Origin of the sequence: Pseudomonas sp. DE0157 (assembly GCF_007678615.1) — a bacterium.
Lineage (GTDB): Bacteria > Pseudomonadota > Gammaproteobacteria > Pseudomonadales > Pseudomonadaceae > Aquipseudomonas > Aquipseudomonas parafulva_B.
In genome coordinates, this window is the sequence record NZ_VEJN01000002.1 from 134,881 (window position 1) to 150,441 (window position 15,561).

At 61.6% G+C, this 15,561-nt stretch carries 14 protein-coding genes; 6 read left to right on the top strand and 8 right to left on the bottom strand.

Annotated features, from left to right (window positions below; translation table 11 throughout):
- The first annotated feature begins 162 nt into the window (after window positions 1-162).
- Window positions 163-1,455, top strand: a complete 1,293-nt coding sequence (gene gbcA / locus FS777_RS03325; RefSeq protein WP_058638090.1) for a glycine-betaine demethylase subunit GbcA — start codon at window positions 163-165, stop codon at window positions 1,453-1,455.
- Between the two features lie 72 nt (window positions 1,456-1,527).
- On the opposite strand, the gene FS777_RS03330 is transcribed toward gbcA, so the two are convergent.
- The 7 genes from FS777_RS03330 to FS777_RS03360 form a co-directional block, all read right to left on the bottom strand.
- Entirely contained in the window at window positions 1,528-2,355 is an 828-nt protein-coding gene (locus tag FS777_RS03330; RefSeq protein ID WP_145254018.1) for an RHS repeat-associated core domain-containing protein, read from the bottom strand.
- A 177-nt stretch (window positions 2,356-2,532) separates the two neighbouring features.
- Window positions 2,533-3,303 (bottom strand): electron transfer flavoprotein subunit beta, encoded by a 771-nt coding sequence (locus FS777_RS03335; protein WP_058638091.1) that lies wholly within the window; start codon window positions 3,301-3,303, stop codon window positions 2,533-2,535.
- Between the two features lie 10 nt (window positions 3,304-3,313).
- Entirely contained in the window at window positions 3,314-4,546 is a 1,233-nt protein-coding gene (locus FS777_RS03340; RefSeq protein ID WP_058602964.1) for an electron transfer flavoprotein subunit alpha/FixB family protein, read from the bottom strand.
- Window positions 4,546-6,501 carry a dimethylglycine demethylation protein DgcB gene (gene dgcB / locus FS777_RS03345; protein WP_078479262.1) on the bottom strand — a complete coding sequence of 652 codons (1,956 nt, stop codon included), beginning with the start codon at window positions 6,499-6,501 and terminating at the stop codon, window positions 4,546-4,548. The genes FS777_RS03340 and dgcB overlap by 1 nt, the downstream gene beginning before the upstream one ends.
- Before the next feature lie 206 nt (window positions 6,502-6,707).
- Window positions 6,708-8,768 (bottom strand): dimethylglycine demethylation protein DgcA, encoded by a 2,061-nt coding sequence (dgcA, locus tag FS777_RS03350; RefSeq protein ID WP_027913555.1) that lies wholly within the window; start codon window positions 8,766-8,768, stop codon window positions 6,708-6,710.
- 15 nt (window positions 8,769-8,783) lie between these two features.
- Window positions 8,784-9,314, bottom strand: a complete 531-nt coding sequence (locus FS777_RS03355; RefSeq protein ID WP_013970507.1) for a DUF5943 domain-containing protein — start codon at window positions 9,312-9,314, stop codon at window positions 8,784-8,786.
- Window positions 9,315-9,391: 77 nt separating this feature from the next.
- Window positions 9,392-10,369, bottom strand: a complete 978-nt coding sequence (locus tag FS777_RS03360) for a dipeptidase (protein WP_023532386.1) — start codon at window positions 10,367-10,369, stop codon at window positions 9,392-9,394.
- Window positions 10,370-10,654: 285 nt separating this feature from the next.
- On the opposite strand from FS777_RS03360, the gene FS777_RS03365 reads away from it, so the two are divergent.
- The 3 genes from FS777_RS03365 to FS777_RS03375 all read left to right on the top strand — a co-directional run bounded on the left by FS777_RS03365 (window position 10,655) and on the right by FS777_RS03375 (window position 12,500).
- Complete coding sequence (locus FS777_RS03365) at window positions 10,655-11,056, top strand: lysozyme inhibitor LprI family protein (protein ID WP_058638095.1); 402 nt, start codon at window positions 10,655-10,657, stop codon at window positions 11,054-11,056.
- A gap of 117 nt (window positions 11,057-11,173) precedes the next feature.
- Window positions 11,174-11,890, top strand: a complete 717-nt coding sequence (locus FS777_RS03370; RefSeq protein ID WP_078479264.1) for a hypothetical protein — start codon at window positions 11,174-11,176, stop codon at window positions 11,888-11,890.
- 58 nt (window positions 11,891-11,948) lie between these two features.
- A complete protein-coding gene (locus tag FS777_RS03375; protein WP_058638096.1) occupies window positions 11,949-12,500 on the top strand; it encodes a hypothetical protein in 552 nt (183 codons plus the stop codon).
- Here FS777_RS03375 and FS777_RS03380 read toward each other — a convergent pair.
- Window positions 12,497-13,453, bottom strand: coding sequence for a GlxA family transcriptional regulator (locus tag FS777_RS03380; protein WP_145254021.1), 957 nt, complete (start codon window positions 13,451-13,453; stop codon window positions 12,497-12,499). The genes FS777_RS03375 and FS777_RS03380 overlap by 4 nt on opposite strands.
- A gap of 142 nt (window positions 13,454-13,595) precedes the next feature.
- Here FS777_RS03380 and choX point away from each other — a divergent pair, with 142 nt between their 5' ends.
- Window positions 13,596-14,540 (top strand): choline ABC transporter substrate-binding protein, encoded by a 945-nt coding sequence (gene choX / locus FS777_RS03385; protein ID WP_145254023.1) that lies wholly within the window; start codon window positions 13,596-13,598, stop codon window positions 14,538-14,540.
- Window positions 14,541-14,659: 119 nt separating this feature from the next.
- Window positions 14,660-15,544 (top strand): 3-keto-5-aminohexanoate cleavage protein, encoded by an 885-nt coding sequence (locus FS777_RS03390; protein WP_058638099.1) that lies wholly within the window; start codon window positions 14,660-14,662, stop codon window positions 15,542-15,544.
- Window positions 15,545-15,561 lie beyond the last annotated feature (17 nt).

A 15,561-nucleotide genomic window follows, 5' to 3' on the forward strand; every position in this document is an offset into this window, starting at 1 on the left:
CGTAATTCAAATCGGCCATGTCGCCCATGGATACGGTTCACGCCGCCTTCGGACGCACACTCCACCGCAAAACAACACGCTGTTCATGGTTAACAGCCTTGCGGCACCACAACAACGATTAGCCACCTTTTGCCGGCCGCACACGGCCCCGAGGAATACACGATGGACGTCACCGCAACCCTGAGCCTGGGCGATCCACTTGAACCTGCACGCAAGGCGACTGCCCAGATGCTGCAGAACCGCGAGCGCACCTACTCGCTGCCCCAGCCGTTCTACACCGACGAGCGTCTGTTCCAGATCGACATGCAGGAGATTTTCCACAAGGAGTGGCTGATCGCCGGCATGACCTGCGAGATCCCGGCGAAGGGCAATTACCTCACGCTGCAGATCGGCAAGAACCCGATCATTGTAGTGCGTGGTACCGAGGGCAAGGTGCATGCGTTTCACAACGTGTGCCGTCACCGCGGCTCGCGCCTGTGCGTCAGCGAAAAAGGCAAGGTGGCCAAGCTGGTGTGCCCTTACCACCAGTGGACCTACGAGCTGGACGGCCGCCTGCTGTTCGCCGGCACCGAAATGGGCGCCGACTTCGACATGAACCAGTACGGCCTCAAGCCTGTGAACGTGAAGGTCGCTGGCGGCTACATCTTCATCAGCCTGGCGGAAAACCCACCAGCCATCGACGAGTTCCTGGCCACCCTTGACCACTACATGGAACCGTACGACATGGAAAATGCCAAGGTGGCGGTGCAGACCACCTTGATGGAAAAGGCCAACTGGAAGCTGGTGCTGGAAAACAACCGTGAATGCTATCACTGCAATGGCTCGCACCCGGAGCTGCTGCAGACCCTGCTGGAATGGGACGACACCAACGACCCACGCGCCAGCCAGGAATTCAAGGACCACGTGGCCGCCTCTGCTGCCGCCTGGGAAGCCGAGAAGATCCCGTACCTGCACAAGAGCCACGGCCTGCGTAACCGTATCGTGCGCATGCCGCTGCTCAAGGGCACGGTCTCGATGACCATGGACGGCAAGCAGGCCTGCCAGAAGCTGATGGGCCGCATCAAGAACCCAGACCTGGGCTCGATGCGCATCCTGCACCTGCCGCACTCCTGGAACCACTGCATGGGCGATCACATGATCGTGTTCACCGTGTGGCCGATCAGCGCCCAGGAAACCATGGTCACCACCAAGTGGCTGGTGCACAAGGATGCCGTCGAAGGCGTGGACTACAACCCTGAGAACATGCGAAAGGTGTGGGACGCCACCAACGACCAGGACCGCCGCCTGGCAGAAGAGAACCAGCGAGGCATCAATTCCACGGCATACCAGCCTGGGCCTTACTCGAAGACCTACGAGTTTGGCGTGGTGAATTTCATTGACTGGTACAGCGGGCGCTTGCTGAACAACTTGGGGGCGGAGCCTGCTCCGTACTTGAAGGAAGTGCTAGCTCAGTAGTCATCAGATGGAGCAGTAGCGCGCTCTGCCTTTCACCGGCAGAGCGTGCTTAGCCTCGTGGCATTCTTAACGCTAGCTCTGCACGTCATAGGGGCGAGTACCCCAGGACCTTATCTTGGCCGCAGCTGATATGAACCCACGGCCAACAGTGGATAGCATCTCGTCCACCATCGTGACATCCATCAGCGTCTCGAAGGCTACTGTGGGAATTTCTCGCAGGTTAGCCCGCAAATAACCGACTACCTCGCGAGCAGCCGCAAAGTTACCGATCGAGCCGCCGCTCAGATTCGTGACTGCGTTCACGACGCCCAGTACATCCGTGGCCGATTGAAAAGTGGCAGTTGCACCTGTGAACGCGGCAGTGAGCTGACCCGCCACCCCTGCGCTTCCAGTGATGAAGAATTGCTGGTTTGCAACCCTGGAAGCCTGCGTCAACTCCGTATGATTGAGCGGACTTTCTCTGCTTGCATTGGTGCTTGCAGCCTTGAATGCGCTTCTACGCCCAACAACGTTCCTGGCGGTTCGCATCAATGAACCGAAGAGCGTTGCGCCGCTGGATGCAACACCAATGGTTCTGAGCAGAGCGCTCCAGAAAGCGCCATCCGGATCGTGGCGATTGACGGGATCACCACCGCAGTACCCGTATGCATTGATACCCCCCTTGCCAAATGGGCTCAGCGAGTCCGGGCTGGTGAAGCGCCCCAGCCTGGGACTGTAGAAACGACGACCGTTTCCTAGCGGATACTTAGCCGTCAGCGCATCCCTGAACTCACCACAGAACCCTATGCAGGTGGCCTGTGCCAAGCACCGGGCACCGTAGGGTGTGTAGGCAAGTGGCTTGCGGTGACTTTTTCCCGATACAGAATAAAGTCGGTCGGTGCTATCCAGAAGGGTCGCCATGATCACTCTGACTCGCTTGGCATACGCGTAGAGTAAGTGAGGATGCGGTGCTTGCGAACTGGCAGAAATGACAGGTAGTGAACGGCGCGTATCGTTCATTGTGAGAGCGGGCGAACCCGCGTTCACTGCCAGCTACTGCGCTGGATGCCTCGCGGGTTCAGTCATGTGGCATGCCCGTCAGCGCAGCACGCCTTCCTCCACCAATAGTTTCATGATGGCTTCAGCGCCTTCCTGCGGCGTAACGTCCTTCAGCACCTTGCCCCCGCCCCCACTGGCCTTGGCCGTTGCGGCCTTCATCCGGTCAGCGCCGCTCTTGGCCTTGATAACCTTCAAGCGCTTGGGCCGTGGACGCGCCGGCTGAAGGGCCTCTTCGCCCAACAGCTCATCCTCCACCACCTGTACGTCCTGCGCCGCCAGCACACCACGGCGCGCTGGCCCGAAGGCGCTTTGACGCGGCTTTGGCGCGGCGTTATCCACTGTCGCCACCATGGGTAGGCGTACTTTCAAACGCCGGCGCTGACCGCGCGGTAGCGCCTGCAACACCTGGGCAGTACCGTTCTCGATGGATTCCACCTCGGCCAGCCCCACCACCAACGGCCAGCCAAGTTTTTCGGCGAGCAGGAACGGCAGCATGCCCGACCCCTCCCCCGTCTCGGCCTGGCTGCCGGTAAGTACCAGTTGCGCACCGGCACCGCGCAGGTAATCGCCTAGTACTCCCAGCACATCGGCGCCTGCGGGTTGCTCAAGCACATCCAAATGTTCCAGGCCCATCCCCAGGTAACCGCGCAACGCTTCCTCACGGGGATCCCCTGCGTGCACGACTTGCAGGTCTTCGCCGGCCAGTTGCAGGCCCAACTCGACTGCCCGCGAGTCCTGCTCGGCGCGCCGCGTGCGACCGGAGCTTGGATGCGCACCGATCGAAACCAGGCTGATGACTTTCGTACTCATGCTCGTGCCCTTATGCCGCGTCACGCTGGGCGCCGTTGCGGAACTGCTCCACAGCGTCGATCAGTGCCTGAAGAATCGCCGCGCTGTCGCCAATCACCGACAGGTCGGCCCGTTTGATCATGTCGCAACCCGGATCCATGTTGATCGCCACCACTTTGTCGCACGCACCGATGCCCTGCAGGTGCTGGATCGCGCCAGAGATACCCACCGCCATGTACACCCGAGCCGTTACCCACGTACCCGTGGCGCCGACCTGGCGATCACGCGGCATGTGGCCATCATCCACCGCCACCCGCGATGCACCTTGGGTCGCGCCCAGTGCCGTGGTCGCCTTGTGGAACAAGGCCCAGTCCTTGACCCCGTTACCGCCGGATACGATGAACTCGGCTTCGGCCATGGCGATCTTGGCCGGGTCGACGGCCACCGAGCCCAGGTCCTCGATGCGCGAGATACTGCGCGCCACACTGCCGGACAACTCGACCGGCAAAGCCTCGTGACGGGTTTCGCTGACAGGCTCTGCACATTCGGCCGCAGCCAGGATCAGGCGTGGCAGCGCGCGTTGCATGTCTTGCTGGCCCGCACCGGCGCGGCCGATGCACTGCCCATCCTTGACCTGCCAGACGCGTGTTGCCGGGCGCTCGCCCAGCGCAGCACCCAGGCGTCGGCCGAGCTCGCCACCGCCGGTGCGGCTGTCTGGCAGCAGCCAGTGGCGCGGAGCGAACTGGTTGTCGACAGCGCGCAGGCCCTGCACCAACTGCTCCGGTGCATACCCTTGATACGCCTCGCCTTCGATGACCAGCAAGCGGTCCACACCTGCGCCGGCAAAGTTGGTTTCCTTGTGCTCGCCGAACACGATTGCCAGTACCGCACCGTCACTGCCCGCCAGCCCATGGGCTAGGCCCAGCAGGTCGCGGTCATGGCTACCCAGGCGCCCGCCGATCATGTCCGGTACTACGGCAATGTAGAACGCAGGCTCTGGCACCTGGTGCAGCGGCAACTGCACTTCGACCGCAGCGCTACGGCGTGCGCCACCACTGGTGCCCTGCTGGGCCCCCGAGCGGTCGATGCGCTTGAGCCCATTGGGGCCGATGAAGCCCGCTGCACTGGCGTGAGGGTTCTTGCGCACGAGGCCGTTGGGCCCCATCCAGCTGGTCTGTTGCGTCTGCATGGCTGCATGCAGCGGATGCAGGCGGTTACGGGCGATCCACTCGGCGCGAGGGTCGCGGCGGATGATGTCGCTCATCAATGCACCTCCGCAGGTTCACGTTTGGATTTCGCAGGCTTGGCAGCCGCTGGCTGGGCCTCTTCCTCGATCAGTACATCGGCCACCAGTTCGGCCAGGTCCTTGATCAGCGGCCGTGGCTCTACTACCCCTTCAAGCATGGCCGTGCACTGCGGGCAGCCCACGGCAACCACTTCGGCTTCGGTGGTGCGGATGTCGTCCATGCGCATGTCGGGAATACGCTGTTTGCCAGGGATGTCAGTGATCGGCGCACCGCCTCCCCCGCCACAGCAGCGTGAGCGAAAGCCCGAGCGCTCCATTTCGCGAACTTCGATTCCCAGCGCGCGGAGCACCTCGCGAGGCGCCTCGTACTCGCCGTTGTAGCGGCCCAGGTAGCACGGATCGTGGTAGGTGACGCTGCCGCCCTTGTGCTGCCCCAGGTTGAGTTTGTTGGCGCCAATCAGCTCGGCAATGTAGGTGCTGTGGTGCTGCACCTGGTAGTTGCCGCCCAGTGCGCCGTATTCATTCTTGAGCACATGGAAGCTGTGCGGGTCGCAGGTGACGATGCGCTGGAACTTGTACTTGGCCAGGGTCTGGATATTGCGTTTGGCCAGTTGCTGGAACGTCGCTTCGTCACCCAGGCGGCGCGCCACGTCGCCGCTGTCGCGCTCCTCCAGGCCCAGCACGGCGAAGTCCACACCCGAAGCCTTGAGTACCTTGACGAACGAACGCAGCGTGCGCTGGTTGCGCATGTCGAACGCGCCGTCGCCCACCCAGAACAGCACCTCGGTGCTCTTCACCTCCGACAGCAGCTTGAGGTTCAGGTCGGCAGCCCAGTTCATGCGGCCACCCGGTGCGAAACCACCGGGGTTGTCAGTGGCAATCAGGTTGTCGAGCACTTCGGCACCCTTGTTCGGGGTGGCGCCCTTTTCCAGGGTGAGGTGGCGGCGCATATCGACGATGGCATCGACGTGCTCGATCATCATCGGGCACTCTTCAACGCAGGCGCGGCAAGTGGTGCACGACCAAAGTGTCTCGGCATCCACCAGGCCGTTGACGATCGGCTGGTGCGGATGGCCACCATGCTCGCCAATCGGCTTGCCGGGGTAAGGGCTGCCGGCGAACTTGGCGTCAGTGCCACCGGCCAGGCCGATGACCATGTCCTGAATGAGTTTTTTCGGGTTCAACGGCTGCCCAGCGGCGAAGGCCGGGCACATGGCCTCGCACTTGCCGCATTGCACGCAGGCGTCAAAGCCCAGCAGCTGGTTCCAGGTGAAGTCCACCGGCTTTTCCACGCCAAGCGGCGCACGTGGGTCTTCCAGGTCCAAAGGCTTGAGGCCGGTCGAGCGGCCGCCACCAAAACGCTCGGCGCGCCGGTGCCAGGCCAGGTGCAGGGCACCGGCGAAGGCGTGCTTCATGGGCCCGCCCCAGGTCATGCCGAAGAAGAGCTCCGACACGCCCCACAGCACGCCCAGGCCCAGAATGCCGACCATCACCCAGCCGCCCGTGTTGGCCGGCAGAATACCGGCCACCGGCAAGGTGGCGATGAAGAAGCTGGCAGCAAATACCAGCAGGCTCTTAGGCAGGCGCATCCACGGGCCCTTGGACAGGCGCGAAGGCGGGTTCAGGCGACGCTTGAAGACGAAGATGGCGCCGGTGAACATGATCACCGTGGCCAGCAGCAAGGCGTAACCCAGGACCTTGCTCTGCAGGCCGAAACCGTGCACCAGGATCGCCAGCAGCGCCGAGAGCACGAAACCACCAGCGGTGGCCACGTGGGTGTTGGACATGTACTTGTCGCGCTCGACCACATGGTGCAGGTCCACCAGGTAGCGGCGCGGCATGGCCAGCAGGCCGCCGATCAGGTCCACCTTGGAGGGCCGGCCACGGCGCCACATGTTCACACGGCGCAGCGCACCGAGCACGGCAAGCCCGAGCGCGGCGAACAGCAGGATGGGTAGAAGGGTGTTCAACATGGGAAGCTCCCACAACAGCTAGATTCTTGCGCCACCCCGAAGGCCAGCGCGGACCCCTGTAGGAGCGGCCTGTCGCCGCGAAAGGGCTGCGAAGCGGCCCCAGCATCCGTGGTACTGATCAAATGCTGGGGCCGCTTCGCAGCCCTTTCGCGGCGCAAGGCCGCTCCTACAGGGGGGCCAGTCCCGCTTTCAGAAAGGCGGTGCGATCAGAAGTCCTTGCACAGCCGCAAGGCATCGTAGATCGCCGCATGCACGTTACGCTGGGCCACACAGTCGCCGATGCGGTACAGCAGGTAGCCTTCGCCTGGCTGGCTCAGGATCGGCTGTGGCTTGATGGCGAACAGCGCCTCCACGTCGATCTGGCCCTTGTTGCGCGAGCCGTCCTTGAGGGCGTAGTACAGCTGCTCGTCCGGACGCACGCCGTTCTCCACCACCACCTGATCGACCACCCGCTCTTCCTTGGCGCCGGTGTACTCGTTCTCCAGCACAGCGACCAGCTTGTCGCCCTCGCGATAGACTTTCTCCAGCATCATGTCCCCGGTCATGATCACTTCCTTGGGGTACATGCTGCGGTAGTAGGTCGGGAAGGTCGTACCGCCCATGGCCACACCCGGCTTGATGTCGTCGGTGACGATCTCGACCTGGCTCCCCTTGTCAGCAATGAAGTCGGCCACCGACATGCCGGTGAACTCGCAGATGGTGTCGTACACCAGCACGTTCTTGCCCGGCGCGACCTTGCCATCGAGCACGTCCCAGCTGCTGACCACCAGCCCTTCTGCTGCACCCCAATGTTCGTTCTGCTCCAGGAACGAATGCCCGCCCACGGCCAGCACGATGATGTCCGGGCGCAGATCCTGGATGGTGTCTACATCGGCCGCGGTGCCCAGGCGCAGGTCCACCTTCAGGCGGGCCAGCTCCAATTGGTACCAGCGGGTGATACCAGCAATCTGGTCACGCTGCGGCGCCTTGGCCGCGATGGTGATCTGGCCACCGATCTGGTCGCGTTTTTCGAACAGAGTCACATCGTGGCCACGCTCGGCGGCCACGCGCGCCGCCTCCATGCCGGCAGGGCCGGCACCGACGATGACGACCTTGCGCTTGGCGCCGGTGGTCTTCTCGATGATGTGCGGCACACCCATGTACTCACGGGAGGTCGCGGCGTTCTGGATGCACAGCACGTCCAGGCCTTGGTACTGGCGGTCGATGCAGTAGTTGGCGCCGACGCACTGCTTGATCTGGTCGATCTGGCCCATCTTGATCTTGGCGATCAGGTGCGGGTCGGCCATGTGTGCACGGGTCATGCCGACCATGTCTACATAACCACCTTCGAGAATCCGGGTAGCCTGGTTTGGGTCCTTGATGTTCTGCGCGTGCAGGACCGGGACCTTGACCACTTCCTTGATGCCAGCTGCCAAATGTAGGAACGGCTCTGGCGGGTAGCTCATGTTCGGAATGACGTTGGCCAGGGTGTTGTGGGTATCGCAACCCGAGCCCACCACACCGATGAAGTCGAGCATGCCGGTGCCATCGTAGTAGGCAGCGATCTGCTTCATGTCTTCGTGGCTGAGGCCATCGGGGTGGAACTCGTCGCCGCAGATACGCATGCCCACGCAGAAGTCGTCGCCCACTTCGGCACGCACGGCCTTGAGTACTTCCAGGCCGAACTTCATGCGGCCTTCGAAGCTGCCGCCCCACTCGTCGGTACGCTTGTTGACGCGCGGGCTCCAGAACTGGTCGATCATGTGCTGGTGCACCGCCGACAGCTCGACGCCATCGAGGCCACCTTCCTTGGCACGGCGGGCCGCCTGCGCATAGTTACCGATCACACGCCAGATCTCTTCCACCTCGATGGTCTTGCAGGTGGCGCGGTGCACCGGTTCGCGGATGCCCGAGGGCGACATCAGGGTCGGCCAGTTGAAGCCATCCCAGCGCGAACGACGACCCATATGGGTAATCTGGATCATGATCTTGGCGCCATGCTTGTGCATGGCGTCGGCCAGGTTCTGGAAGTGCGGAATGATACGGTCGGTGGACAGGTTGACCGACGACCACCATTCCTGCGGACTGTCGATGGCCACCACGGACGAGCCGCCGCAGATGGCCAAGCCGATGCCACCCTTGGCCTTCTCTTCGTAATACTTCACATAGCGGTCGGTCGTCATGCCGCCGTCAGTGGCGTAGACCTCGGCGTGCGCGGTGCTGAGCACGCGGTTGCGGACGGTCAGTTTGCCGATCTGGATCGGCTGGAACATTGCTTCGAATGCCATGACGCTATCTCCGGCTTACAACGGCTTCGTTACGAACAGGCCATCTTCGTGGCCTTCTTCCGACCCGCCATATACCTGCTCGGCAACAGTGCGGATCGAGCTGCCGCGGGCAGCGAGAATCTGGTCCATGGCACCGGCGAACCAGCCAGTGAACATGTAGTCGACCTTGCGGCCGCACTTGCCATAGACATAGACGAAAGCCGAGTGCTTGAGCTTGACGCTGCACGTGCCCTTGTCCAGATCGATGTCCTGAATCTCGAACAGCCCCCAGCCGCGCTGGCTCAGGCGTTTCATGTAGTGCTCAAAGACCGCGACCCCTTCCAGGCCATGGCACTCGGCTTCCTTCTCGCACCAGTGCCACGCCGACTTGTAACCGGCCTTGTAGAGAATTTCGGCGTACTTGTCGGCGCCCAGGACCTCTTCGATGCCCATGTGGTTGTTGACGAAGAAATGGCGTGGCACGTACAGCATCGGCAAGGCGTCGCTGGTCCAGACACCGGTCTCGCTGTCGACTTCGATTGGCAATTGCGGGGCGATCTTGGCCATGGAAACTCAACTCCAGAAAAAATTTTTATTGGGTTGCCCCGGCGATGCTGGCAGGGGCTTGAAGCTTGGAGAGCGGCTTATTCGCCCCAGACGTCTTTCAACACGTTGACCCAGTTCTCGCCCATGATCTTGCGAACCACGCGCTCGGAGTGGCCACGTTTGAGCAAGGTCTCGGTGAGGTTGGGGAACTCGCCCACGGTACGAATGCCCAGTGGGTTGATGATCTTGCCGAAGTTGGTCAGGCGACGGGCGTAGCCCTTGTCGTGGGTGAGGTATTCGAAGAATTCCTTGCCGTGACCTTGGGTGAAGTCGGTACCGATGCCGATGGCATCTTCACCCACGATGTTCATGGTGTACTCGATGGCCTCGGCATAATCGTCGATGGTCGAGTCGATCCCCTTGGCCAGGAACGGTGCAAACATGGTCACGCCAACGAAACCACCGTGGTCGGCGATGAACTTCAGTTCCTCATCGGACTTGTTGCGAGGGTGCTCCTTGAGGCCCGATGGCAAGCAGTGGGAGTAGCACACCGGCTTTTTCGATTCGAGGATGACTTCCTCGGAGGTTTTGGACCCGACGTGGGACAAGTCGCACATGATGCCGACGCGGTTCATTTCGGCAACGATCTCGCGACCGAAGCCTGACAGGCCGCCGTCGCGCTCGTAGCAGCCGGTGCCCACCAGGTTCTGGGTGTTGTAGCACATCTGCACGATGCCCACGCCCAGCTGCTTGAACACCTCCACGTAACCGATCTGATCTTCGAAGGCATGGGCGTTCTGGAAGCCGAAGAGGATACCGGTCTTGCCCAGTTCCTTGGCCTTGCGAATATCGGCGGTGGTGCGCACGGGCATCACCAGGTCGCTGTTCTCGCGGATAAGCTTCTGGCTGGCGGCGATCTGGTCGACGGTGGCCTTGAAACCTTCCCAAACCGACACGGTGCAGTTGGCGGCGGTAAGGCCACCTTTGCGCATATCCTCGAACAGCTCGCGGTTCCACTTGGCGATGATCAGGCCATCGATGACGATGCTGTCGGCGTGTAATTCGGCTGGGCTCATCAGGCGTCCCCTTTTATTGAATGGGCTGGCGCCAAACCTTGTGCCGGCGCTTTGGGGCCAGCATATGCCTGTGCCCCGAGGCGCCCCGATGCAAAAACGACAGGGGGTTTGCCGAAAGCGTCAATGCGCGACAACGCGCGCTCTGGCGCGGTCTGTGGCGATGAGACACAGTCTCGATAACGACCATGGAGGGTCCTTTGATGAACAATTTGCCCAGGTGATACCGTACGCGCCGAGAGTGCGCGAGAATCGTCGGCATTCGTCAGTCGATGGAGGAAACAGCGAATGAAAGCGATGGCAGCAGTGGTACTGCTGGCGGTGGCGGCAGCAGCCCAGGCCGGTGAGGAGGAAAATACCCCATGCGATAACGTCGAGACAGAGGCGCAAGCCCATGCCTGCGCAGCGTTCAACAAGCAAGCTTCCGAACGGGAGCTAAAATCGGCCTATGACGAACTTCTCCAGCGCGTTCACGACGCGTTTGACGACAAAGGCGGCATTGCAGCAACGATGATCGAGCGCTTGAAACAGGCTCAGGGGCTATGGACGCAGCTTCGCGATGCCGATTGCAAGGCGGAAACCTTCGCCCTGCCCACCAACGGCAAGGCTTACCAGGCAGCCTGGGACACCTGCGTCGCGCAGCGCACTGATGACCGGTCCGAATACCTGCAATCGATTCTGCAACAGTAGAGTAGGACTGCCTGGTTGGGAAAAGTTTGCGGCTTATTCATCAAGCTGGCTCGTATCAAAGTGAGTGCCAAGTGCCCTTATCCAAGGCGCTTCACCCACTTAACAGGAGTCGCAGATATGACCGTGAACCTCACGAAAACCGACATGGACAGTGCCATCGCTGCCTTGAAGAAAGAAGGCGAAGAGCGGGCCGTCATGGTGGCAAACACTGTGTGCATCTTCGCACCAGACGTACCGGCCAGCGTCGCTGAAGACGTGCTGGACGGCATGCGCCTGATGAACCTGTCGGCGAACAAGAAGTTCGACAAGGAAACGCAGCAGCGCGAGTGGTACAACTTCTACAATGATGGGCTCGGCAAGTTCGGCTGGACGCTGACCGGCGCCGCCCATGTGGAAGAGGCGGTCGACAAGGACACCCATACCCTGGCAACCCTGGTGCCAGAAATCGTCTCGGTGCAGATTGGCCACAACCATCGTCTGAACCGCTGCGTCAAACGCTCTTTCGAAGTGATCGTCAAGACACCCAAGGCCCAGCAGTTGCTGGAAGAAAGCGCCGCGAGCGTTTCCGGTAAATCCAGCACCGTGCAGATTTCGACCTGCGAAATGTCGCCACAGGGGCTGCCGATCATGCACATGACCAGTGTTCAACTGAGCTACGACAAAGCCGAGAAGACTGCCGGCGCCACTGGCCGCACCCTCGACAAGTCCAATACCCGTGTGTATCGCGCCTCGCAGCAGGGTTCCTTCAGCATCCGCCACTTCAATGCCATGCGCGAAGCGGTCAGGCTGAAACTGGCCAGCCAGGCCGTCGATATTCTGGCCCTGGACATCTGAACAAGCCCTGGCGCCGCGCTGCGGCGCCAAGCTTCCCTGTTTGCCGAAGGCCTATCTAATGCCCATGGAAGTTGTCAGCCACCCTTACGAGGACCTGCAGGGCTGCCTGCGCGTGGCGCAGTTGGAAGCCAACCTTGTCCACAATCAACACCTGGACAGCCAACGCTGGTTCGAGCATTTTCTAACCAACCTGGAGCGCTACGGCGCCTTGTTATTCGAGCGGACCACCAGAACAATACCGTACGTGCCCACCGAGGCAGTTTTCGAAGACATCTTCTCAGGTTGGATCCCCGCTCCCCAAGGCAAGAATCTCAAGTTCCAACGTGTGGGCAACGACATTCTGCAGGGACTGAAGCAGCCAGACCCGGCCTTGTTGAAGATTCGATCGGCAAGCTCACACATGCTCATCGACTTCGACACTGACGAGGCGGCACGGCCCGTGGCCATCGTTCTGCACATGGCCTGCTCGACCAACCCAGATACGAGTCGAACCAAGGCGTTGCTTGAACTGGATCACTTGGGTATCCGGCTTGTCGATGAATACGCAGCGCTGTACAGAGACTGCGTAGAACGACGTCTCGAGGCGCATAGCAGCATCGATCACCTCTAATTCGGTGGAGACGACTTCACGAACTTGCGCTCTTCGCGTGGGCAGCACCCGAAGCGGCGCTTGTAACGTCGGGTAAAGTACGACGGCAGTTCAAAACCGCATGCCACGCTGACCTGGGTGATCGTCATCTGGGTCTGGCGCAGCAACTGGCGAGCCTTGTCCAGGCGCAGGCCAAGGTAAAAACCGCTGGGCGTATCGTTGAGATGCAACCTAAACAGGCGCTCCATCTGCCGACGCGTGATCATCACGCGCGCGGCCAATTCTGTTGTACCAAGCGGGTGTTCGGTATGCTTTTCCATCTCTGTGATCACCTGCACCAGCTTGCGGTTGCTGATGCCATAGCGTGCAGCAATCTGCATGCGCTGATGATCTTGGCGCGGTCGAATACGGCTCAACACGAACTGCTCGGAAACTTGCACAGCGAGCTCGGCGCCATGGGCCTGGGCGATCAGATCGAGCATCAAGTCGATCGAAGCGGTCCCGCCCGCACAGGTGATGCGTTGCCGGTCAATTTCGAACAGCTCCTGGGTGGCATGCAGGCTGGGATAGTTTTCCCTGAACGCATCCAGCGCCTCCCAATGCACGGTCGCACGATGACCATCGAGCAAGCCTGCCTCGGCCAGCACCACAGCGCCGGTATCGATACCGCCTAGCATGACGCCCTCGTGAGCCAGGCGGCGCAGGCTTTGCTGAAGCTTTGGGGCGTAGCAGCCCAGGGGTTCGAAGCCTGCCACGATCAGCAATGTACTGCAGGGCGTTTGCGCGCCCAACGCTGCATCGGCATTGACTGACATGCCGTTGCTGGCGTTCACGGCGCTCCCATCCAGGCTCAATACCTGCCAGTGGTATGCCTGGGCTTTGAACCTGTTGGCCACGCGCAGGGGCTCCAGGGCACTGATGAACCCCATGGCGGAGAAACCGGGTAACAACAGAAAGTGGATGATCCCCGCCATGGCATGCTCCAGCGAACAGGTCGCCTGCGTGCAAATGTTGGTCGCCGGCGTGCGATTTTCAATAGTGCCACCAGCGTAGCGTGTTCACACGGTCCGCAGAGGCCGCCCCCATAAAAATATGCACTGCCGATGGAGAGCCACCATGCACAGCTTGATCCGCCGCAGCCTGTTGACCTTGGCCCTGACCAGCCTTGCTACCCCCTCGCTTTACGCCGCCGATGCCGCTGCTTGCAAGAATGTCCGTCTGGGCGTGGTCAACTGGACCGATGTGATCGCGACCAGCGCCATCGCCCAGGCTTTGTTCGATGGCCTGGGTTACACCACCAAGCAAACCAGCGCGTCGCAGCAGATCATCTTCGCTGGCATTCGCGACAAACGCCTGGACATGTTCCTGGGCTACTGGAACCCGATCATGACCCAGACCATCACCCCCTTCATCGATGCCGGGCAGGTCAAAGTCATGGACAAGGCGAGCCTTGACGATGCCCGGGCCACGTTGGCAGTGCCCAAGTACCTGGCGGACAAGGGGCTGCGCACCTTCGCCGACATACACAAATTCGAGAAAGAACTGGGCGGCAAGCTCTATGGTATCGAGCCGGGTTCGGGCGCCAACACCCAGATCAAGGCCATGATCGCCAAGAACCAGTTCGGCCTGGGCAAGTTCCAGCTGGTCGAGTCCAGCGAAGCGGGCATGCTGGCCGCCGTGGACCGGGCAGTACGGCGCAAGGAAGCCGTGGTGTTCTTCGGCTGGACCCCACACCCCATGAACGTGAACATCGACATGGTGTACCTCGGGGACAGCCAGGACGCGCTCGGCCCGGACGAAGGCCGCGCGACGGTGTGGACCGTCACCGCACCCGATTATGCAGCGCGCTGCCCCAATGCCAACCGCCTGCTGGCCAACCTGAGTTTCAGCGCCGAAGACGAGAGCCGCATGATGCAGCCATTGCTCGATCACAAGGACCCGCTGGAATCGGCGCGCCAATGGCTCAAGGACCACCCCGAGGACAAGGCCCGCTGGCTTGAGGGTGTAACCACCTTCGATGGCAAACCGGCCGCCGACAATCTCAAGCTTACCGCCAACTGAAACCGCCCCATCACCGACAAACCAGCCCCTACAGATTCACGGACACCAAGGTTCGTCCAGAACCTTGCAGGGGTCGGCTTGCCGGCGAAAAGCCCACAACAGATCGCACAGGATCCCCCATGAACCACGACGTCATCATTACGTGCGCCCTGACCGGCGCCGGCGACACTGCCTCAAAAAGCCATCTGGTCCCCGTCACGCCGAAGCAGATCGCTGCAGCGGCCGTGGAAGCCGCCAAGGCCGGCGCCACAGTGGTCCACTGCCACGTACGCGACCCGCAGACAGGGCGCTTCAGCCGTGATGTGGCCCTGTATCGCGAAGTCATGGAGCGCATTCGCGAAGCCGACGTGGACATCATCGTCAACCTCACTGCCGGCATGGGCGGCGACCTGGAAATCGGGCCCGATGAAAACCCCATGGCATTCGGGCAGGGCACTGACCTGATCGGCCCCCTCGAACGCCTGGCCCACGTCGAGGCGTTATTACCGGAAATCTGCACCCTGGACTGCGGCACCCTCAATTTCGGTGACGGCAATTCCATCTACGTTTCCACGCCCGCGCAACTACGCGCCGGTGCCCGGCGCATTACGGAGCTGGGGGTCAAGGCAGAGCTGGAAATTTTCGATACCGGCCACCTGTGGTTCGCCAAGCAAATGATGAAGGAAGGGCTGCTCGACAACCCCTTGTTCCAGCTGTGCCTGGGAATACCGTGGGGCGCACCGGCAGACACCACCACCATGAAAGCTATGGTCGATAACCTGCCCGCCGATGTCACCTGGGCCGGCTTTGGCATCGGCCGCATGCAGATGCCCATGGCCGCGCAGGCCGTGTTGCTCGGCGGTAACGTGCGAGTCGGCCTGGAAGACAACCTGTACCTGGACCGTGGCGTACTGGCGAGCAACGGCCAGTTGGTCGAGCGCGCGGTAGAGATCATTTCGCGCCTGGGTGCCCGTGTCCTGAGCCCCGCAGAAGGCCGGGCAAAGATGAACCTGAACCGTCGCTGATCGCTTCTGGAGACCTG